The sequence below is a fragment of the Paraburkholderia sp. RL17-347-BIC-D genome (assembly GCF_046027915.1).
In the GTDB taxonomy this organism is placed as follows: Bacteria; Pseudomonadota; Gammaproteobacteria; order Burkholderiales; family Burkholderiaceae; genus Paraburkholderia.
Genome location: NZ_JARESS010000027.1, coordinates 61165 through 81173, shown reverse-complemented (window position 1 = coordinate 81173; position 20009 = coordinate 61165). Strand labels below are relative to the sequence as shown.

The following is a 20009-nucleotide window of genomic DNA, read 5'->3' as shown; positions in this document are numbered from 1 at the left end:
CCCGGGCGTGCGTTCGTCGAGCACGACGCCCGGGCATGTACCGCAAACCCGCCGCAGGGCAGCCCGCAGACGGGCCTGCCCCGATGGGTCAGCCCCGAATGGGCCAGCACTACTTCAGGATGCTCATGACACCGAATACCTCTGCCACCCCCGTGCTGCCGCCGGACGAAAAAGTCTCCGCCTGGAGCCTGATCAAGCCCTACTGGGTTTCCGAAGAACGAAAAACGGCATGGGGCCTGCTCATCGCGATCATCGTGATGAATCTGCTCGTGGTGTGGATCAACGTGCGCCTGAACCGCTGGAGCGCCGACTTCTACAACGCGCTGCAAACCAAGAACGTGCACGACTTCCCGCATCTGCTGATGGTGTTCTCGGGGCTCGCGTTCGGCTTCATCATTCTAGCGGTGTACGGCCGCTACCTGCGCCAGATGCTCGGCTTCCGCTGGCGCCAGTGGCTGACCACGCGCTATCTGAACGAGTGGCTGAAGGACAGCGCGTTCTACCGGATCGAACGCGACCGCCTCGCCGACAACCCCGACCAGCGGATCAGCGACGACCTGCAGTCATTCGCCACCAGCACGCTCTCGCTGACGCTCGACCTGCTGTCCACCGTCGTCACGCTGGTGTCGTTCATCACGATCCTGTGGTCACTCGCCGGCGCTCTGACCATTTCGCTCGGCGGCATGCCGATCGAGATTCCCGGCTACATGGTGTGGGCCGCGGCGCTTTACGCCGTGGTCGGTTCGCTGATCATCCAGAAGGTCGGCCATCCGCTCGTGCCGATCAACTACCAGGCGCAGAAAGTCGAGGCGGATTTCCGTTTCGGCCTGATCCGTCTGCGTGAAAACGCCGAACAGATCGCCTTCTACAACGGCATGGACACCGAGAAGACGAACGCGCACTCGCTGTTCGGCCGCATCCGCGACAACTGGTGGCAGGTGATGAAGTACACCAAGCGGCTCACGTTCGTACTGAGCTTCTATGGTCAGATCGCGATCATCTTCCCGCTGGTGGTCGCCGCGCCGCGCTACTTCGCCGGCGCCTTCACGTTCGGCGTGCTGATGCAGATCTCCAGCGCATTCGGCACCGTCAGCGATTCGTTCTCGTGGTTCATCAACAGTTACGGCACTTTGGTCGAATGGCGCGCCACGGTGAACCGGTTGCGTGAATTCAAGCGCGTCGTGCACGCGCCGCATCTGAAAGAATCGGTCTCGCCGGCTACCGCGCATGGCGGCATCAATCTGCATTTCGTCGATGAGGACAAGCTCACCACCGACGGCCTCAAGCTCGCCCTGCCCAACGGCAACCCGTTGTCGCGCATTCGCGATGTCGCGATTCAGCCGGGCTCGCGCTGGCTGGTGCGCGGCCCGTCGGGCTCGGGCAAGAGCACGCTGATGCGCGCGCTCGCCGGCTTGTGGCCGTTCGGCGACGGCTCGATCGACGCCCCGGTCAACGCGCGCATGATGTTCATCCCGCAGGTGAGCTACATGCCGATCGGCACGCTCAAAGCGGCGCTCGCCTATCCGTCCGCCGTCGACACCTACACGGACGACGAATGCCGCGAAGCGCTCGTCGTGTGCCATCTGTCGGAATACGCGGACCGTCTGCAGGAGTCGGGACACTGGACCCGCATTCTCTCGCCCGGCGAGCAACAGCGCCTCGCCGCCGCGCGCGTGCTGCTGCACAAGCCGGACTATCTGTTCCTCGACGAAGCGACCAGCGCGCTCGACGCGGAAAACGAAGCGCGTCTGTATCGCCTGTTCACGGAGCGACTGCCGAAGGCGGCGATTGTCAGCGTTGCGCATCGCGAGTCGCTGGCTGCATTCCATGACGAGACGCTCGAAGTCGAGCGCTCGGGCGAAGCGGTCGCGGCATGACCACCATGAGCCGCGTGAGTGACCTGAACGACGCCGGCAGCGCCGGATTCGAACGCGTCGTGCTGATCACCGGCGCGGGTTCCGGCATCGGCGCGGCGTTGGCCCGGCGCATCGCCGCGCCACGCTCGGCCTTGATGTTGCACGCACGCGGCGTCGATCACGACGCGCGTGAACGGCTCACGCAAGTCGCCGCCGATTGCAGCGCGAACGGCGCGCGCTGCGCGACGGTGTTCGGCGACCTCGCCGAACGCGGGGCCGCGGAACATGTGGTCCACCAAACGCTGGCGAGCTTCGGCGCACTCGATCAACTCGTCGCCAACGCGGGACACGCGCAGCGCCAAACGCTGAATGCGCTCGATCCCGACGCGCTCGGCGCAGCCTTTGCGGCGATGCCCGCCGCCTTCGCGGCGCTCGTCAAACGCGCGACACCCGCACTGGAAACCTCGAAGCGCGGCCGCGTGATCGCGCTCAGTTCGTTCGTTGCGCACCGCTATCGCGCGGACGCGCCGTTTGCCGCGACCGCCGCCGCGAAAGCAGCGCTCGAGTCGCTGGCGAAAACCGCAGCCGCCGAACTGGCACCGCACGGCGTGACGGTCAATTGCGTGGCGCCCGGCTATACCCGTAAAGATCGCGGGCCGAGTGCCGATAATGCATCGGTGTGGACTCGGGCTGCCGAAGCGACGCCGCTCGGGCATGTCGCCGAACCGGCGGATGTCGCCGCGTTGATCGCGTTCCTGCTCTCTGACGAAGCGCGTCATATCACCGGCCAGGTGATTCATGTAGACGGTGGTCTCACGCTCGGGTGAGTGACGGGCGAACCGCGCCACGCCGACCGTAGGAGCCACACGCGCGGCCACTCAGCCGCAACGCTCGCTCACGCCGCACCGCCTGACCGCTTCACCCAGCCACGCCAGATCGCAGCGGCCACCGCCGCATCCCTTCGCGATCCCAGGCAATACCCCGCAACATCCCGAAACACGCGAGAAGAGTTCGAAAGCATTTGCGAAGCGGGCAAGCTGTTCCGCGCTTTGGAAATGCCCCCCAGCGGCGACGATAGTCGTGCGGGCCGTACCACGTCCTGCCCCACGTCATTCATCGCTACTGGATTCTCCGCCCATGTCATTCGATCGCCGCTCCCATCCTTTGACCCAGCGTCTCGCGCTGGCTCTCGGCGCCGCGCTGCTCGTCACGAGCGCCGCGCACGCAGCCCAGGCGACTCAGGCAAATCTGGCCAACGAGCCGGCCGACGTTTGCCCCGCGCTCAAGCACATCGTCGACGCCGCCGATTTCCGGCAGTTGCAAACCCAAGCCGCCGCGCAACTGCCGGGCACGTCGAGCGCCGACGACTGCCGCGCCAACACGCACGCCTACGATTGCCACTGGCGCGCGCACTGGCAAGCCGACGGCGTCGTCACCGATCCGCTTGAAGAGTTCGGCGCCGATATCGCTGCCTGCTTCCCGAACGTCGTGCACGACGTCAACACACCCACGCGCCAGCATTTCATCGTCACCACTGCCGAGCGGCGCGTCAGCGTCACGGCAAGCGTGCAAGGTCAAAACGAACTGCGCCTGCGCGTCACGCGCTGAAGCTCGATCCAGAGCGCAGCTATCCGCGGTGATTCGCTGTGATTCACCGCATCCACTGACCGCCACCAGGCACCGCCTCATGACCTTCATGCCGAGCATGCGCGCTTATGCTTTCACGCGAGCCTCTCGCGCCGCGTGGGTCACGTTGCGGCGTCCCTGCGCGTGGCTCGCCGTTTCCGCCACACTGGCGGTTGGTCTGAACGGCTGCGCCTGGACGCTGATCCAGGCCGCCGATGCCACCGGCTCCGTGATTCAGGCGGGCTACGCGATCGCAGCGAACTATTCGTCGCCGACCTTCGTCAACGGCCGGCCGGCCGAGGTGAGTAACGTCTGCATCGAAGTGAATCAGAACGTGTCGGTCGGCGATTTCGTGCCGGCGCTGCAACTCGCACTCGACCGGCGCGGGATTCGTTCGGACGTCTACAATCCGGGCACCTCGCCCGCCGGGTGTGAGGCGCGCCTTGTCTACAACGCCGCGATCGACTACGGTCGCCGCTCGTTCAGCGACGAAACGATCCAGTATCTGTCGATCATCGACCTGACGCTGATTCAGAACGGCCGCATTCTCGTCACGGCCCGTTATCAGACCGGCGGCCTGAACACCGATCGCTTTTCCTCGGCGTCGACCAAGCTCAACGGCCTGATCGAGCGAATGGTGGTCGATCGAACCGACTTCGCGCGGCAGCCGCTGCAGACCATTCAGACCTCCCAGGCGAACTAGGCACGCGGGCTCTTGCTTTCTCTTACACGGGAAAGGATTCGAAAGCGTTACGCGCTTTGCTCCGCCCGCGCCGTTCTCTAAGATGACCTGAATGAACCAATCCATTCTGGTCGTCGACGACGACCCCGTCGTACGTGAGCTCGTCAGCGGCTATCTGCAAGGGCGCGGCTTCAAGGTGGACACGCTCGAGCATGGCATGGCGCTGCAGCGTCGCTTGCAGGACGAGCGTCCCGCCTTGATCGTGCTCGACATCATGATGCCGGAGCTCGACGGCATCAGCGCGCTGCGCGCCTTGCGCGTGGCCGGCGACGACATTCCCGTGATTCTGCTGACCGCGCGCTCCGATCCGATCGATCGCGTGATCGGCCTCGAACTCGGCGCGGACGACTATCTCGGCAAGCCCTTCGAACCGAGCGAACTGGTCGCGCGGATTCGCACCGTGCTGCGCCGTCGTGGCAGTATTGCGCCGAGCGCGCCGGAGCAGCGCGCGCCGTACCGTTTCGGCCGTTTTGAAGTGAATTTCCCGGCGCGCGAATTACGCCGCGATGGCGAGCGCATCACGCTGCGTTCGAGCGAATTCGCCATGCTGAAGGTATTCGTCAGCCACGCTATGACCGTGCTCACGCGCGCGCAGTTGCTGGAGAAACTGCACGGCAATAGCGAGTTGCATCGGAATCGCAGCCTGGACGTCTCGATCTGGCGTTTGCGCCGGCTGATCGAAGTGGATCCGTCCGAGCCGCGCTATGTGCAAACCGTGTGGGGACGCGGCTACGTATTCGTGCCGGACGGTGAAATCGGCGCGGCCGAACGCAGCGCCTGACGCATGCATGAAGTGCGACGGACATCCCACTTCATGCATCTCTTGCGTTTCAGGTATCCAACGCGTCGTCGCCGGCTCAGAACGTCAGCACGCTCATGAACATTCGCTGCAGCCAACCCATCGTCGTGGAGTCGGACACCATGCCCACGCCCGCCTGTTCGATGCGCGCGTTCGCGACCTTGCTCGACGCCACGTAGTTGCCCGCTTCGATATCCTTAGGATTGACGATGCCCGACAGTCGCAGCCGGTCGCGGTTGCCGCTCATCGCAATCACCTTCTCGCCCGACACCACGAGATTACCGGTCGACATCGTGCCGATCACAGTGACGGCGAGCGTGCCGCTCATGCCGCTGATGTCGGTGATATTGCCCTGCCCTTTGTATTCAGTGCTCGCCGAGCCGATGTTGAACAGGCGCGCGAGCCGCGCGGCGGCATTGGTGGACTGGTCGGCGGCGTCGGCGGTAATGCTGCTCGAACGGCTCGCCGCCGCGGTCGCGCTGTTGTTGCCGCTATACGATTCCGCTAGACGGATCGTCAGCACGTCGCCGATATGCTGGGCGCGCGGCGTTTCGTACAGCAGCAACGGCGTGCCAGCCTGATAGATCGCGCCTTGCGTGTTGACGTTCAGCGGCGCCGAGGCGAGCGGCGGCGCCATCGGCGTATCGACGATCGAGTTTTGCTGGTGGCTCGCGCAAGCCGCAAGGCAAGCCGCCGCGCCCAGCGCGACAGTCAGACGTAGCGCAGTCATGCATGCTCCTTGTTCGAAAAGGGCCTGATGGCCATACTCATTGGCCCACTCATTGGCCACACTCGTGCCGCGCATCAACCCGCCTCCGTGCCGCTCGCCTGCCATTGCCGCACGACCGACTTCACCCACGCGTCCGAGCCCTTCAGCAGATAAGTGAGCGTGCCGTTGCGCGTGCCCGGCAGAAAGCACAACGTGATCGAACTCACCGCGTTTTCCCAGACATAGGTGGGCATCGCGCCGGACGCCGACACGTTCTGCGTCGCGAGACGCGGCGGCCCGTAGCGGTCCGCGAGCGCGTCGCGCAAGTCCTCGGCGGTGATCTCGTCGATCACGAAAGAAATCTCGTACAGATGCAGCGCGCTTTGCCCGTCCACGCGCGCGAAGCGCAGCACGTGCTCTAACGCAGGTGCGCCATCGACCACCGCCTGCGACACCGCCCAGCCGTTGTCCGCGCGATGCGCCCAGCGGCATGCCACCGTCAGACTGTCGTGCGACTTGAGCCGCATGCCGAGCGCGCCCGCCTGCACGTCCGTCTCGCAGACCGGCACGCTGCCGAGCGGCGTCGCCCGCACGCTCGAGCCCGCGCGGAATTCGTCGAGCGTGATGCCGAGCGCGATGCCACGAAACGCGAACGGCGCGTCTTGCGGGCGCCGCCGTGCATCGACGGAAGGCTCTCTCGACGCGGTGCTCGCCGCACTCGCGTCGCGCGCGGGCGGTTGCGCTTCAGCGCTCGACGACAGCACGCCGCCCAGCAACGCCAGCGCCCAGACAATCCGTTTGAGTGTCATGATTCAGTCGATGGCGGATGAACACATGTCGAACGGCGAGGCCGCGGCATGGCCGACGACCGGGATGATTTTCAGCGTGGCCGAAGTCAGCCGGCACGGCAGCGCGGCAACGGCGCAGCCACCCAGGGGCAGCAGCGCCGCGCCGAGCGTCAACCACGCAACGACACGCATGAAGCGGTGAAGAATTCTCGGGGTCGACACATGGGCCTCGGTACGTCAGGCTGTCGTATTGACGTGGTGCCCGACCAGCCCAGCGGGCAGCGACGGCTGCGGCTGGGTGGCGGACTCCCTGGCTTGCCCGGCGGCGCCCGGGTTGTTGGCGGCTGCGGGCCTTTCGGCCGGCGGCATCGGCGCCAAGGAAGAAAAGCGGGTTGAAGTGAGATTGCTTGGAACGGTCATGGTGAGCCTCGCGTGGCGCTAGGTTTCGATTTCACGCCGCTTGCCGTGGGCCCAAGGCGTTAGGCTGTTCTCAGCATGCGGCGCAACGTACTGCACGACGAATCATCTCGCCGACCACGCAGTGCCGATGCACGAAGGAAAGCGCGCTTTCCACCGGTTCTTACGACCTGTTCCTACCCGTTGCGACCTGTTTCGACCGGTTCCAGATGCGCGCAAATTCTTTCTTCGGAGGGATGTTGGCGATGCGAAACGAATTCAGCACCACTGCGCGTGTCGCCAGATATGGCGCCGCTGAAATATGCCGCGAGCCTTGCGTGGCAGGCCTGACAAGCGAGCCGCCGCGAAGCGGCGCGGCATGCCGTAAGCATTGGTAAGAAAACAGTCGGCCGCGCGTCGCGCGCGCCAGTCTAAAATTTCGCCATGAATCCACAGGTCCTCATCGTCGACGACGATCCGGTCGTACGCGATCTACTTTGCAAGTTTCTGCAATCGAACGGCTTCGACGCGTCCGTGCTCCACGACGGCACGCATCTCCAACGCCGGCTCGAACGCGAACGGCCGTCCGTCGTCGTGCTCGACATCATGATGCCGAACACCGACGGCTTGCGCGCGCTCACCGCGCTGCGCGCCGCCGGCGACGACATTCCGGTGATCTTCGTGACGGCGCGCGGCACCGTGGCCGACCGCATCGTCGGGCTCTCGCTCGGCGCAGACGACTACCTGACCAAGCCGTTCGATCCGCGCGAATTGCTGGCCCGCATCCACACGGTGCTGCGCCGGCGCGGGCCGTCCACCACGAGCGCGCCGGAAGCCCGCAAGCCGTATCGCTTTGGGCCGTTCGAACTCGACTTCGCCACGCGTTCGCTGTGCCGCGACAACTCGAAGCTGGCGCTGCGCGACAGTGAGTTCGCGCTCCTGAAGATCTTCGTCAACAATCCGTACAAGGTGCTGTCGCGCGTGCTGATTCACGATCTCGTGCATCGCGACAATCTCGCCTTCCGCGACCGCAGCCTCGACGTGCCGATCTGGCGCCTGCGCCGCGTGATCGAAGACGACCCGTCGAATCCCTGCTACGTGCAGACGGTGCGCGGCAAAGGCTACGTCTTCGTGCCCGACGCCGACGGCACGCCCTTCGCCGACGAGGCCGCCGCAAGCGCATGAAAAACCCGCTGAACACGCTGTTCGGCAGAATGGCGTTACTCTCGGCGGCGGTGTTGTTCGCAATTCAGGCCGGCTGGTTCGTGCTGGTGGTGATGCAGCCGCCGCGTCATGAAATCGACGGCTTCGCGCGCGGCATCCTGCTGGTGCTGCAAGCCATCAACGGCGAGCCGATGAAAGGCGCCGCGCTCGCGCCCGCCATGCGCGTGCATCTCGTGCCCACCTGGAACATGCCGGCGAGCGTGCATCTGCACCAGCCGACCCAGCGTCCGCTGGAAGAACTGAGCCGGCATCTGCGCGAGAACCTGCCGCCCGGCACGCAGATCGCCGTCGACGACCTGCGCCCGCCGCAGTTATGGGTGCTGTTTCCCGGCAAGTCGAACTGGGTCGTGGTGCCGGTCGACGTGCCGCCGCGCCCGCGCTTCCTGATCGAGGCGATCTCGATGCTGCTCGCCGCGCTGATCCTCTCGCTGTTCGCGGTCTGGCAGATGCAGCGGCCGCTCTCGCGCGTCGCCGACGCCGCGCGCGCATTCGGCTCGGGCGGCCGTCCGGAACCCGTGACGGTGCAAGGCCCACGCGAATTGCGCGATCTCATCGGTTCGTTCAACGACATGATGCGGCGCCTGAACGAAGCGGGCGACGACCAGGCCGTGATGCTGGCCGGCGTCGCGCACGATCTGAAGGCGCCGCTCACACGCCTGAAGTTGCGCGCGAGCGTGCTGGTCGCCGAAAGCGAACGTGCCGGTCTGATTCGCGATGTCGACTCGCTCACCAATATCGTCCAGCAGTTTCTCGAATTCGCGGGCCAGTCCGCCGACACCGGGCCGCCGGTCGAAGTCGACGACTTTTTGCAGGAACAGTTCTCCGCCAGCGACAGCACCGAAACGCCGCTCTTCACGCTCGATCTGCGCGCCGGTTCGGCGTTCAAGCTGCCGCGCACGTTGCTGGACCGGCTGGTCACGAACCTCGTCGATAACGCGCTCGAACACGGTGCGCCGCCGGTGGATATCGTCACCGCCCGCACTGACGGCCATTGGGTGATCAGCGTGCGCGACCACGGTCCCGGCATCCCCGACGACCGCATCGCCGCCGCGATGAAGCCGTTCGTCCGGCTCGACGCCGCGCGTGGCGGCGAAGGCCATTGCGGCCTCGGCCTCGCGATCGTCGCTCGGCTCGCGCACGATCGCGGCGGACGGTGTCACGTACGCAATCACGCGCAGGGCGGACTGGAAGTGCGGATCGAATTGCCGGTGGTGCCGGCGTTGACGTAAGAGAGAGTTGGGCGGGCGCTTACGCGCCCTTACTGGATGAACCATCACAGGCGCGGCGGCTTTATAGTCGCCCCCGGCAACCTCGATGCCGCCCTTCTCTGTCCGCCCAGTCACTTGGGGCGGACTTTTTTTTGCCTGCTTTGAGCGCGCGGCGTGGACGGCTCAGACCACCAAGCGGCTGTGCAAAGTGTCGATGGTCGTCTGCGCGACGCCGAGGCCTTGCGTCAGATAGCTCACCATCGTGCCGTAGCTCGCCTGCACCTGGTCGAACCCGGCCTGCAGATAATTTTCCTGAACATTCATCAAAGGCGCTTCGGCCGATGCGACGGCGTCGCCGTCCTGCGCGCGCAACCTGTCGGTTTGCGCCTTGATCGACGGCACCAGATAGACGTTGCTCAGCAGATAGTCCTGCATGATGACGTCGAGCGGAACGTTCGCGATGCTGAGCAGAAGCGCCGCGACCCAGCCAGCGCGGTCCTTGCCCGCGTTGGAGTGAAAGAGTTGCGCGCCGGGTCCGTCGGCGAGCCTCGTCAGCAGCGCACCGTAAGCGGCGCGCTGGGCGGCGCCGGTGACATAGCCGCGCGCCTGCGCCTCCATGAACGCGACGGCGGCACCCGCCGTATCGAAGGGCTGCGCCACGAAGTCCGTGATGCCGAGCACGTTGAGCGTCTGGCTAGTCGCACCGCCCGGCAAGACATCGGCGGTGCGCGCGATTTCACCGGGCGTGCGCAGATCGTAGACCGAGGCAATGCCGAGCCGGTCTATCGTGGCCTGGTCGGTGGCGTTGAGCGTCAATGCGTTCGCGCGATAGAACGCGCCTCGGCGCATCTGCTTGCCGTCGACGGTCGGATAACCCGCGGCCGCTCCCGCCAGATCGCGGAAGTTGTCGACCGACGCAAGGCGCGGCGTGGCCGGCTGATCGGCGTCGAGGTTGCCGCCGCCGCACGCGGACAGCAGCGAACTGCCCATGCCGGAAACCAGCAGCACACTGGCTGAGCGCTTCAGAAAAGTGCGGCGCGAGGCCAGCGGCGCCTCGTCTGAGATCTGGCTTGCCCGCGGGAACGTGCTCGCGGAGCGACGGGATGGCGAGCAGGTTTTTGCGGTAGCGGGCATTCGGCGTGGCTGTCGCGGGCGTGAGTGGATTAGTCGCAGCATCGGCGCTGCGAGCGCAGTTTAACCACGGCAAATAATGTTTGGGTTACACGGTAGTAGTTGGTAAGGAAAAAGATCTTCGCGCGTATCGCCCGAACAGCGTGATCGCCAGCCTGGCTGTGGGTCTGGCCTTTCCTCGGCCTGATTTCTCCGGCATTTCATCTGTTATCGGTTTCTTACCCTTCCCTGCCATTTTTGACCACAACTGGCCCCACGACGCCCCATCCCCGTAGAATACAAACACCCCACATTCACGCCAACGGCAGGCCAACAAGCACTGGAGACCACAACAAAACATGCCTTCTCTCCAATGGTTCACCGAACTGACACAACGAGAACGCCGCACTCTGTACGCCGGCTTCGGCGGTTACGCGGTCGACGCCTTCGACTTCATGATTTACTCCTTCCTCATTCCGACGCTGATCGCGACATGGGGCATGACCAAAAGCGAAGCCGGCATGATCGCCACCAGTTCGCTGATCTCGTCGGCGGTGGGCGGCTGGCTCGCCGGCATTCTCGCTGACCGCTACGGCCGTATCCGCGTGCTGCAGTGGACCATCGCCACCTTCGCGCTCTTCACCTTTCTGTCCGGCTTCACGCATTCGTTCTGGCAGTTGCTCACCACGCGCACGTTGCAAGGCATCGGCTTCGGCGGTGAATGGTCGGTCGTGACGATCATGATGGCCGAGACCATTCGCTCGCCTCAGCATCGCGCGAAAGCCGTGGGCACCGTGCAGAGCAGCTGGTCGTTCGGCTGGGCGGCTGCGGCCATCATTTACTGGGCGTTCTTCGCGCTGCTGCCGGAGCAATACGCATGGCGCGCCTGCTTCTGGATTGGCCTGCTGCCCGCGGCGTGGATCATCTACATTCGCCGCAACGTGAGCGATCCGGATATTTTTCTCGAAACGCGCCGCGCTCGTGAGAGCGGTTTCGACACCTCGCATTTCCTGCAGATCTTCTCGGGCGATCACCTCAAAACCACTTTGCTCGGCAGTGCGCTGTGCACCGGCATGCTCGGCGGCTATTACGCGATCACCACCTGGCTGCCGACCTATCTGAAGACCGTGCGCCATCTGTCGGTGTTCAACACCAGTGGCTATCTGATCGTGCTGATCGTCGGTTCGTTCACCGGGTATATCGTCGGCGCGATTCTGTGCGACAAGATCGGCCGGCGCGCGTCGTTCGTGCTGTTCGCGATCGGCTCTTTCGTACTCGGCATGTTCTACACCATGCTGCCGATCACCGACGGCATGATGCTCGCGCTCGGCTTTCCGCTCGGCATCGTGGTGCAAGGGATTTTCGCGGGCGTGGGCGCTTACCTGTCGGAGCTTTATCCGAACGCGATACGCGGTTCGGGTCAAGGGTTCTGCTACAACCTCGGACGCGGACTCGGCTCGTTCTTTCCGATTCTGGTAGGTACACTGTCGCAAACCATGACGCTGGTGAAGGCGATGGGCATCGTGGCCGGCTCGGGCTATCTGCTCGTGATCGTCGCCGCGTTGTGTCTGCCTGAAACCAAGGGCAAGGTACTCGGCGCGACTCGCACCGCCGCCTGAATCCGCAGTACACACACATGAAAACGATTGTTCTGGGCGGCGGCGTCATCGGCGTCGCCACGGCTTTTTACCTGCGCCAGCAGGGCTGCGAAGTCACCGTGATCGAGCGCGAGCCGGACGTCGCGCTCTCCACCAGTTTCGGCAACGCGGGCGTGATCGCGCCGGGCTATGTGACGCCTTGGGCCGCGCCCGGCATGCCGACGAAGATTCTCAAATACCTGTTCAAACCGGCCTCACCCCTGATCTTCCGCCCGACCTTCGATCCGGCTCAATGGCGCTGGATCGCGCGCTGGCTGCGTGAATGCGACCTCGAACGGTTTCGCGTCAACAAGCAGCGCATGCAGCGCATTGCTTATTACAGCCGCGAGTGCCTGCACGAATTCCGCGCCTGCTATCCCTTCGACTACGGCCGCAGCCAGGGCTATCTGCAGTTGTTCCGCAGCGAGTACGACGTCGAGCTTGCGCAGCCGGCGCTCGCCGTGTTGCGCGATGCGGGCATCGCGCATCGTGAGGTTAGCGCGGCGCAATGCGTCGAGATCGAGCCTGGTTTGCGCTGGGCGCGCCAGGCGCCGCTCTCGGGCCTCTATCTGCCCGACGACGAAGCCGGCGACTGCGCCCGCTTCACCCGCGAACTGCGCGCGATCTGCGAGCGCAACGGAGTGCGCTTTCGTTTCGACACGCGCGTCACGTCGCTCGATGTGCAAGGCGGTGCGTTGCGCACGGTGGGTATCGAGAGCGAGCGCGGCGCCGAAATGCTGCACGCGGATGCCGTGGTGGTAGCGCTAGGCGTCGATAGCGCAGCACTGCTGGCGCGGCTCGGCGTGAAGGTGCCGCTTTATCCGGTGAAAGGCTATTCGGCGACGCTGCCCGTCACCGACGAAGAAAAAGCCCCGCGCGCCGCGCTGATGGACGAATCGCTGAAAACGGCGATCACTCGCTTCGGCAACAATCTGCGAGTGGCCGGCACTGCGGAACTCGGTAATCGGCAGACCACCTTGCGCGAACAGGCGCTGCAAACGCTGATGAAAGTGCTCAGCGACTGGTTCCCGCACGCGGCCAATCCCACGTCCGCGCATTTCTGGGTAGGCCGCCGTCCGATGACACCCGATGGCGCGCCGCTGCTCGGCCCGTCCGGCGTGGAGAAACTGTGGTTGAACCTCGGGCACGGCTCGACGGGCTGGGCGATGTCGATGGGTTCAGGGCGCGTGGTCGCGGATCTGATCACGCACCGCAAGCCGGAGATCGATCTCGATGGACTGACCTTGGCGCGGTATCGCAAGCCTCGCGGGTAGACACACACATAGCGCCGCGCCGCGCAGACATTAAAAAGCCGGGTCACCCTCTCAGGTGCCCGGCTTCATTTTTTACCGCTCGATGTGCCGCTGACGGCGCACATTGTCGTCTCCACCTCTTCCTGCAAGCAGTAGCCGGTTTCCACGCCACAGTCAGAGCGTGAAAAACCGACGGAGACGTTTACCGCGGCAGTTCCGAATGACCCATCAGGAACGCATCGACCGAACGCGCGCACTGACGGCCTTCACGAATCGCCCACACCACCAGCGATTGACCACGGCGCATGTCGCCCGCGGTGAACACCTTGTCCACCGATGTGTAATACGCCTTGTCGCCTTCGGTCGACGCACGCACGTTGCCGCGCGCATCCTTGTCGACGCCGAACGCTTCCAGCACCGGCGACACCGGCTGCGTGAAACCCATGGCGAGCAGCACCAGATCGGCCTTCATTTCGAATTCGGAGCCCGGCACTTCCTGCATCTTGCCGTCCTTCCATTCGACGCGCGCGGCGATCAGCTTCTCGACCTTGCCGTTCTTGCCTTCGAGGCGCTTGGTCGCGACCGCCCAATCACGCGAGCAGCCTTCGTCATGCGACGACGAAGTGCGCAGCTTGATCGGCCAGTACGGCCACACGAGCGGCTTGTTCTCTTCTTCCGGCGGTTGCGGCAGCAGTTCGAACTGCGTGACGCTCTTCGCGCCGTGACGATTCGACGTGCCCACACAGTCCGAACCCGTATCGCCGCCGCCGATCACGACGACATGCTTGCCCTTCGCGAGCAGCTGGTTCGCGACCTTGTCGCCGGCATTGACCTTGTTCTGTTGCGGCAGGAATTCCATCGCGTAGTGGATGCCTTCCAGCTCGCGGCCCGGCACCGGCAGATCGCGCGGCGTTTCCGAACCGCCAGCGATCACCACGGCGTCGAATTCTTCCTTCAGCTGATCCGGCGTGATGGTTTCCTTCGCCGTGCTGCCGATGTGCGCCGGCAGCGAATCTGCCTTGCCGATGAACACGCCCGCGCGGAACGTCACGCCTTCGGCTTCCATCTGGCGCATGCGGCGATCGATCAACCACTTCTCCAGCTTGAAGTCGGGAATGCCATAACGCAGCAAACCACCGATGCGGTCGTTCTTTTCGAACACGGTGACATCGTGCCCCGCGCGCCCGAGTTGCTGCGCGACGGCCAAACCGGCGGGGCCGGAACCGACCACGGCGACCTTCTTGCCGGTCTTGTGCTTCGGCGGCTGCGGCGCAACCCAGCCTTCGGCCCATGCCTTGTCGATGATCGCGTGTTCGATCGACTTGATGCCGACCGGGTCGTCATTGATGCCGAGCGTGCACGCCGCCTCGCACGGCGCCGGGCAGATGCGGCCCGTGAACTCGGGGAAGTTGTTCGTCGAGTGCAGCACTTCGATCGCGTTCTTCCAGTCCTGATGGAACACCAGGTCGTTGAAGTCCGGGATGATGTTGTTCACCGGGCAGCCGTTGTTGCAGAACGGAATGCCGCAGTCCATGCAGCGCGCGCCTTGAATCTTCGCTTCGTCGTCGGTCAGTGCGGCGACGAATTCCTTGTAGTGCTTCACACGCGTGAGCGGAGCTTCGTACGCCTCGTGGCGGCGTTCGAACTCGAGAAAACCGGTTGCCTTGCCCATGTGGTTCTCTTCTCTATCTGTATCTAGGGGTGATCTGGACCCGTCGCGTCGCACCGTTGAACGGTCGCGCGCGGCGGGTACGGCTAAAGGTGACGTCTTGCTGTTGAACAGCGTTGCGAATCAGGCGGCGAGCACTTCCTTGTTCGCCTTCTTCGCGGCCATTTCGCCCAGCGCGCGCTTGTATTCGGTCGGGAACACCTTCACGAATTGACGGCGCGACGCGTCCCAGTTTTCGAGCAGCGCCTTGGCGCGCGGCGAACCCGTGAACTGGAAGTGACGCTCGATGAGTCCCTTGAGCAGCGCTTCGTCGGTCGTGCCGGTGTGCCACAGGCCCTTGTCAACCGTGCGTTCCTGTTCGGCCGTTTGCAGGACCGGATCGAGCGCGACCATCGACTTGTTGCACTTGCCTGCGAACGTGCTGTCCGGGTCGTACACATAGGCGACGCCGCCCGACATGCCGGCCGCGAAGTTACGGCCCGTTTCGCCGAGCACGACCACCGTGCCGCCCGTCATGTATTCGCAACCGTGGTCGCCCGTGCCTTCGACAACCGCCGTCGCGCCCGAGTTACGCACGCAGAAGCGCTCGCCCGCGACGCCGCGGAAGAACGATTCACCTTCGATCGCGCCGTACATGACCGTGTTGCCGCAAATGATGTTCTCTTCCGACTTGCCGCGGAAATCGTTGGTCGGACGGATGATGATGCGGCCGCCCGACAGGCCCTTGCCGACGTAATCGTTGCCGTCGCCAACCAGGTCCAGCGTGATGCCCTTGGCGAGGAACGCGCCGAAGCTCTGGCCCGCGGTGCCCTTCAACTGGATGTGGATCGAGTCGTCGGGCAGGCCGTCGTGGCCGTACTTCTTCGCGATCGTGCCGGACAGCATCGCGCCGACCGTACGGTTCACGTTACGCACCGGCTGGATGAACGAGACGTGCTCGCCCTTCTCGATCGCCGCCTTCGCCTTCTCGATCAGCGTGTGATCGAGTGCCTTGTCCAGACCGTGGTCCTGCACGTCCACATGCTTGCGCGCCACTTCGGCCGACACTTGCGGCAGATAGAACACGCGCGAGAAGTCGAGGCCCTTCGCCTTCCAGTGCTCGATGCCCTTCTTCATATCGAGCAGTTCGGCATGGCCGATCAGGTCGTCGAACTTGCGGATGCCCAGTTGCGCCATGATTTCGCGCGCTTCTTCCGCAACGAAGAAGAAGAAGTTCACGACGTGTTCCGGCTGGCCCTGGAACTTCGCACGCAGCACCGGATCTTGCGTCGCGACGCCGACCGGGCAGGTGTTCAGATGGCACTTGCGCATCATGATGCAGCCTTCGACGACGAGCGGCGCCGTCGCGAAACCGAACTCGTCCGCGCCGAGCAGCGCGCCGATCACGACGTCGCGGCCGGTCTTCATCTGACCGTCGGCCTGCACGCGGATACGGCCGCGCAACTGGTTCAGCACCAGCGTTTGCTGCGTTTCGGCGAGACCGAGTTCCCACGGCGTGCCGGCATGCTTCACCGACGACAGCGGCGACGCGCCCGTGCCGCCATCATGGCCGGCGATCACGACGTGATCGGCCTTCGCCTTGGCGACACCTGCGGCAACCGTACCGACGCCCGATTCCGACACCAGCTTCACCGAGATGCTTGCCGCCGAGTTGGCGTTCTTCAGATCGTGGATCAGCTGCGCCAAGTCTTCAATCGAGTAGATGTCGTGGTGCGGCGGCGGCGAAATCAGGCCGACGCCCGGCACCGAGTAACGCAGCTTGCCGATGTAGTCGGACACCTTGTGGCCCGGCAACTGGCCGCCTTCGCCCGGCTTCGCGCCCTGCGCCATCTTGATCTGGATCTGGTCAGCGGACGCGAGGTATTCCGCGGTCACGCCGAAACGGCCCGACGCCACCTGCTTGATCTTCGAGCGCAGCGAATCGCCTTCCTTCAACGGAATGTCGACGATCACTTCGTCGCCGATCACCGACTTCATGGTGTCGCCGTTCTTGATCGGAATGCCGCGCAGTTCGTTGCGATAACGGTTCACGTCCTCGCCGCCTTCGCCGGTGTTCGACTTGCCGCCGATGCGGTTCATCGCGACTGCCAGCGTGGCGTGCGCTTCCGTGCTGATCGAACCCAGCGACATCGCGCCGGTGGCGAAACGCTTGACGATGTCTTTCGCCGATTCGACTTCGTCGAGCGGGATGGCCTTGGTCGGGTCGAACTTGAACTCGAACAGGCCGCGGAACGTCATGTGACGCTTGGTCTGATCGTTGATCAGATGCGCGTATTCCTTGTACGTCTGATATGAGTTGCTGCGTGCCGAATGTTGCAGCTTGGCGATCGCATCCGGCGTCCACATGTGTTCTTCGCCGCGCACGCGGTAAGCGTATTCGCCGCCCGCGTCGAGCATGTTCGCGAGGACCGGGTTGTCGCCGAACGCCTCGCGATGCAGACGGATCGCTTCTTCCGCGACGTCGAACAGGCCAATGCCGCCGACCTTCGACGACGTGCCCTTGAAGTACTTCTGCACCAGATCTTCAGCGAGACCGACGGCTTCGAAAATCTGCGCACCGGTGTACGACATGTAGGTCGAAATGCCCATCTTGGACATGACCTTCTGCAGGCCCTTGCCGACTGCCTTGGTGAAGTTGTAGACCGCCTTCTCCGCCGATAGGTCGCCCTTCAGGCCGGCTGCGAGCTGGCCAAGCGTTTCCATCGCGAGGTACGGGTGCACGGCTTCGGCGCCGTAGCCCGCGAGCAACGCGAAGTGGTGCGTTTCACGCGCCGAGCCGGTTTCCACGACCAGGCCCGCGCTCGTGCGCAGACCATGCTGCACGAGATGCGTGTGGATTGCGGCAGTGGCGAGCAGCGCCGGAATCGCGACGTTGTCGCGGTCGGTCTTACGGTCCGACACGATCAGCATGTTGTAGCCGGACTTGACCGCATCGACGGCTTCCGCGCACAGCGAGGCGAGGCGCGCTTCAATGCCTTCCTTGCCCCACGCCACCGGATAGCAGATGTTCAGTTCGTACGAGCTGAACTTGCCGCCCGTGTACTGATCGATCGCGCGGATCTTGGCGATGTCCTTGAAGTCGAGCACCGGCTGCGACACTTCGAGACGCATCGGCGGGTTGATGTTGTTCGTGTCCAGCAGGTTCGGCTTCGGACCGACAAACGACACCAGCGACATCACCATGTTTTCGCGGATCGGGTCGATTGGCGGGTTCGTCACTTGCGCGAACAGCTGCTTGAAGTAGTGGTAGAGCGTCTTGTTCTTGTTGGACATGACCGCCAGCGGCGAGTCATTGCCCATCGAGCCGACGGCTTCTTCGCCGGCTTGCGCCATCGGCGCCATCAGGAACTTGAGGTCTTCCTGCGTGTAGCCGAACGCCTGCTGACGATCCAGCAAAGCAGCGGCTTCGCGGCGCTCCGTCACGACGTCTTCGGCCTTCGGCTCGATTTCGTCGAGCTTGATGCGCACGGCGTCGATCCAGCTCTTGTACGGCTTGGCGTTCGCGAGGTTGTCCTTCAGTTCCTTGTCGTCGATGATGCGGCCGTGTTCCATGTCGATCAGGAACATCTTGCCCGGCTGAAGACGCCACTTCTTGACGATCTTCGACTCGGGGATAGGCAGCGTGCCGGCTTCCGACGCCATGATGACCAGGTCGTCGTCCGTGACGATGTAGCGCGCCGGACGCAGGCCGTTACGGTCGAGCGTGGCGCCGATCTGGCGGCCGTCGGTGAAGGCGATCGCAGCGGGGCCGTCCCACGGCTCCATCATCGCGGCGTGGTATTCGTAGAACGCGCGGCGGTTGTCGTCCATCAGCGTGTGCTGCTCCCAGGCTTCCGGGATCATCATCATCATCGCGTGGACGAGCGGGTAGCCGGCCATCACCAGCAGTTCGAGACAATTGTCGAACGAGGCGGTGTCCGATTGGCCCGGATAGATCAGCGGCCAGAGCTTCGGCAGATCGTCGCCGAGCACGTGCGACGCGATTGCGCCGGTACGCGCGTTCAGCCAGTTGACGTTGCCCTTCACCGTGTTGATTTCGCCGTTGTGGGCGATCATGCGGTACGGGTGAGCCAGTTCCCACGCCGGGAACGTGTTGGTCGAGAAGCGTTGGTGCACCAGCGCCAGCGCCGACACCGTGCGCTCGTCCTGCAGGTCGCGGTAATACACGCCGACCTGGCCGGCCAGCAGCAGGCCCTTGTAGACGACCGTGCGCGCCGAGCACGACGGCACGAAGTATTCCTTGCCGTGCTTGAGCTTGAGCGCCTGGATGCGATGGCTCGCGGTCTTGCGGATCACATACAGCTTCCGCTCGAGCGCGTCCGTCACCATGATGTCCTTGCCGCGGCCGATGAAGATCTGGCGGATCAGCGGCTCGCTCGCCTTGACGGTGGGCGAGATCGGCATGGTGTGGTCGACCGGCACGTCGCGCCAGCCCAGCACGACCTGGCCCTCGGCCTTCACCGTGCGTTCCAGCTCCTGTTCGCAAGCCAGACGCGACGCGTGTTCCTTCGGCAGGAAGACCATGCCGACGCCGTACTCGCCGTGCGGCGGCAGCACTACGCCCTGCTTGGCCATTTCCTCGCGATAGAAGCCGTCCGGAATCTGAATCAGGATGCCCGCGCCGTCGCCCATCAGCGGATCGGCGCCGACGGCGCCCCGGTGGTCAAGGTTCTCGAGAATCTTCAGGCCCTGCTCGATGATCTCGTGGCTTTTCTTGCCCTTGATGTGTGCGACAAAGCCGACGCCACAGGCGTCGTGCTCGTTTTGCGGGTCGTACAGACCTTGTGCGGCGGGAACCGGATGAGTCGGTTGCTGGTGGTCGTTCATGGGGACACCGTCTGTGAGGGGCCGGACAGGCCGTTAAACCATTTTTTCTATTGCCGCAGTGCGATTCACAACCGCGACGGCGCGCTCAACGCTCGATGCTACGCGCGTCAAAAAGCGCCGGAATTCGGAATATACGCGACGAATCAATGGAATAGCAAATAAAAC

The 20009-nt window shown here is 64.2% G+C and carries 15 protein-coding genes; 9 read left to right on the top strand and 6 right to left on the bottom strand.

All coding sequences use genetic code 11. From position 1 onward, the window contains the following. Positions 1 to 125: 125 nt before the first annotated feature. The 5 genes from P0D96_RS29910 (at position 126) to P0D96_RS29890 (ending at position 5005) form a co-directional block, all read left to right on the top strand. The gene (locus P0D96_RS29910) at positions 126 to 1877 is read left to right on the top strand and encodes an ABC transporter ATP-binding protein/permease (protein WP_408286932.1); all 1752 of its coding nucleotides are present in this window, start codon (positions 126 to 128) and stop codon (positions 1875 to 1877) included. Continuing rightward, entirely contained in the window at positions 1874 to 2683 is an 810-nt protein-coding gene (locus tag P0D96_RS29905) for an SDR family NAD(P)-dependent oxidoreductase (protein WP_408317062.1), read from the top strand. The genes P0D96_RS29910 and P0D96_RS29905 overlap by 4 nt, the downstream gene beginning before the upstream one ends. Before the next feature lie 310 nt (positions 2684 to 2993). After that, the gene (locus P0D96_RS29900) at positions 2994 to 3464 is read left to right on the top strand and encodes a hypothetical protein (protein ID WP_408179062.1); all 471 of its coding nucleotides are present in this window, start codon (positions 2994 to 2996) and stop codon (positions 3462 to 3464) included. A gap of 79 nt (positions 3465 to 3543) precedes the next feature. Further along, complete coding sequence (locus P0D96_RS29895) at positions 3544 to 4185, top strand: hypothetical protein (RefSeq protein ID WP_408179061.1); 642 nt, start codon at positions 3544 to 3546, stop codon at positions 4183 to 4185. Between the two features lie 91 nt (positions 4186 to 4276). Further along, complete coding sequence (locus P0D96_RS29890; protein WP_408179060.1) at positions 4277 to 5005, top strand: response regulator; 729 nt, start codon at positions 4277 to 4279, stop codon at positions 5003 to 5005. A gap of 76 nt (positions 5006 to 5081) precedes the next feature. On the opposite strand, the gene P0D96_RS29885 is transcribed toward P0D96_RS29890, so the two are convergent. The 3 genes from P0D96_RS29885 to P0D96_RS29875 form a co-directional block, all read right to left on the bottom strand. Further along, positions 5082 to 5753: a flagellar basal body L-ring protein FlgH gene (locus P0D96_RS29885; protein ID WP_132376729.1), complete on the bottom strand. Its 672-nt coding sequence runs from the start codon at positions 5751 to 5753 to the stop codon at positions 5082 to 5084. A gap of 74 nt (positions 5754 to 5827) precedes the next feature. Beyond that, positions 5828 to 6541 (bottom strand): hypothetical protein, encoded by a 714-nt coding sequence (locus P0D96_RS29880; RefSeq protein ID WP_408317059.1) that lies wholly within the window; start codon positions 6539 to 6541, stop codon positions 5828 to 5830. Positions 6542 to 6544: 3 nt separating this feature from the next. After that, the gene (locus P0D96_RS29875; protein WP_308706150.1) at positions 6545 to 6712 is read right to left on the bottom strand and encodes a DUF6726 family protein; all 168 of its coding nucleotides are present in this window, start codon (positions 6710 to 6712) and stop codon (positions 6545 to 6547) included. Positions 6713 to 7360: 648 nt separating this feature from the next. Here P0D96_RS29875 and P0D96_RS29870 point away from each other — a divergent pair. Together P0D96_RS29870 and P0D96_RS29865 are read left to right on the top strand one after the other, a co-directional pair. Beyond that, positions 7361 to 8101 (top strand): response regulator, encoded by a 741-nt coding sequence (locus P0D96_RS29870; RefSeq protein ID WP_132376725.1) that lies wholly within the window; start codon positions 7361 to 7363, stop codon positions 8099 to 8101. Next, complete coding sequence (locus tag P0D96_RS29865; RefSeq protein WP_408179055.1) at positions 8098 to 9369, top strand: ATP-binding protein; 1272 nt, start codon at positions 8098 to 8100, stop codon at positions 9367 to 9369. Before P0D96_RS29870 ends, P0D96_RS29865 begins: the two co-directional genes overlap by 4 nt. A 162-nt stretch (positions 9370 to 9531) precedes the next feature. Here the strand turns inward: P0D96_RS29865 and P0D96_RS29860 are convergent, their stop codons facing one another. Beyond that, positions 9532 to 10482, bottom strand: coding sequence for a tyrosine-protein phosphatase (locus P0D96_RS29860; RefSeq protein ID WP_408286926.1), 951 nt, complete (start codon positions 10480 to 10482; stop codon positions 9532 to 9534). A 335-nt stretch (positions 10483 to 10817) separates the two neighbouring features. Between P0D96_RS29860 and P0D96_RS29855 the strand changes: the two genes are divergently transcribed. After that, the gene (locus P0D96_RS29855; RefSeq protein ID WP_132376722.1) at positions 10818 to 12077 is read left to right on the top strand and encodes an MFS transporter; all 1260 of its coding nucleotides are present in this window, start codon (positions 10818 to 10820) and stop codon (positions 12075 to 12077) included. Between the two features lie 17 nt (positions 12078 to 12094). Then, entirely contained in the window at positions 12095 to 13369 is a 1275-nt protein-coding gene (locus P0D96_RS29850) for a D-amino acid dehydrogenase (RefSeq protein WP_408317057.1), read from the top strand. A 181-nt stretch (positions 13370 to 13550) separates the two neighbouring features. On the opposite strand, the gene P0D96_RS29845 is transcribed toward P0D96_RS29850, so the two are convergent. Together P0D96_RS29845 and P0D96_RS29840 are read right to left on the bottom strand one after the other, a co-directional pair. Then, positions 13551 to 15020, bottom strand: coding sequence for a glutamate synthase subunit beta (locus tag P0D96_RS29845; protein ID WP_408317055.1), 1470 nt, complete (start codon positions 15018 to 15020; stop codon positions 13551 to 13553). A gap of 120 nt (positions 15021 to 15140) precedes the next feature. After that, complete coding sequence (locus tag P0D96_RS29840; RefSeq protein WP_132376719.1) at positions 15141 to 19844, bottom strand: glutamate synthase-related protein; 4704 nt, start codon at positions 19842 to 19844, stop codon at positions 15141 to 15143. Positions 19845 to 20009: the final 165 nt, after the last annotated feature.

What these genes read in the sequence shown, in the direction of transcription:
- P0D96_RS29890 (WP_408179060.1), top strand. Translation starts at nt 4,277, where the DNA reads ATGAACCAATCCATTCTGGTCGTCGACGACGACCCCGTCGTACGTGAG.
- P0D96_RS29855 (WP_132376722.1), top strand. Translation starts at nt 10,818, where the DNA reads ATGCCTTCTCTCCAATGGTTCACCGAACTGACACAACGAGAACGCCGC.
- P0D96_RS29875 (WP_308706150.1), bottom strand. Translation starts at nt 6,712, where the DNA reads ATGCGTGTCGTTGCGTGGTTGACGCTCGGCGCGGCGCTGCTGCCCCTG.
- P0D96_RS29865 (WP_408179055.1), top strand. Translation starts at nt 8,098, where the DNA reads ATGAAAAACCCGCTGAACACGCTGTTCGGCAGAATGGCGTTACTCTCG.
- P0D96_RS29880 (WP_408317059.1), bottom strand. Translation starts at nt 6,541, where the DNA reads ATGACACTCAAACGGATTGTCTGGGCGCTGGCGTTGCTGGGCGGCGTG.
- P0D96_RS29910 (WP_408286932.1), top strand. Translation starts at nt 126, where the DNA reads ATGACACCGAATACCTCTGCCACCCCCGTGCTGCCGCCGGACGAAAAA.
- P0D96_RS29870 (WP_132376725.1), top strand. Translation starts at nt 7,361, where the DNA reads ATGAATCCACAGGTCCTCATCGTCGACGACGATCCGGTCGTACGCGAT.
- P0D96_RS29840 (WP_132376719.1), bottom strand. Translation starts at nt 19,844, where the DNA reads ATGAACGACCACCAGCAACCGACTCATCCGGTTCCCGCCGCACAAGGT.
- P0D96_RS29860 (WP_408286926.1), bottom strand. Translation starts at nt 10,482, where the DNA reads ATGCCCGCTACCGCAAAAACCTGCTCGCCATCCCGTCGCTCCGCGAGC.
- P0D96_RS29845 (WP_408317055.1), bottom strand. Translation starts at nt 15,020, where the DNA reads ATGGGCAAGGCAACCGGTTTTCTCGAGTTCGAACGCCGCCACGAGGCG.
- P0D96_RS29885 (WP_132376729.1), bottom strand. Translation starts at nt 5,753, where the DNA reads ATGACTGCGCTACGTCTGACTGTCGCGCTGGGCGCGGCGGCTTGCCTT.
- P0D96_RS29850 (WP_408317057.1), top strand. Translation starts at nt 12,095, where the DNA reads ATGAAAACGATTGTTCTGGGCGGCGGCGTCATCGGCGTCGCCACGGCT.
- P0D96_RS29895 (WP_408179061.1), top strand. Translation starts at nt 3,544, where the DNA reads ATGACCTTCATGCCGAGCATGCGCGCTTATGCTTTCACGCGAGCCTCT.
- P0D96_RS29900 (WP_408179062.1), top strand. Translation starts at nt 2,994, where the DNA reads ATGTCATTCGATCGCCGCTCCCATCCTTTGACCCAGCGTCTCGCGCTG.
- P0D96_RS29905 (WP_408317062.1), top strand. Translation starts at nt 1,874, where the DNA reads ATGACCACCATGAGCCGCGTGAGTGACCTGAACGACGCCGGCAGCGCC.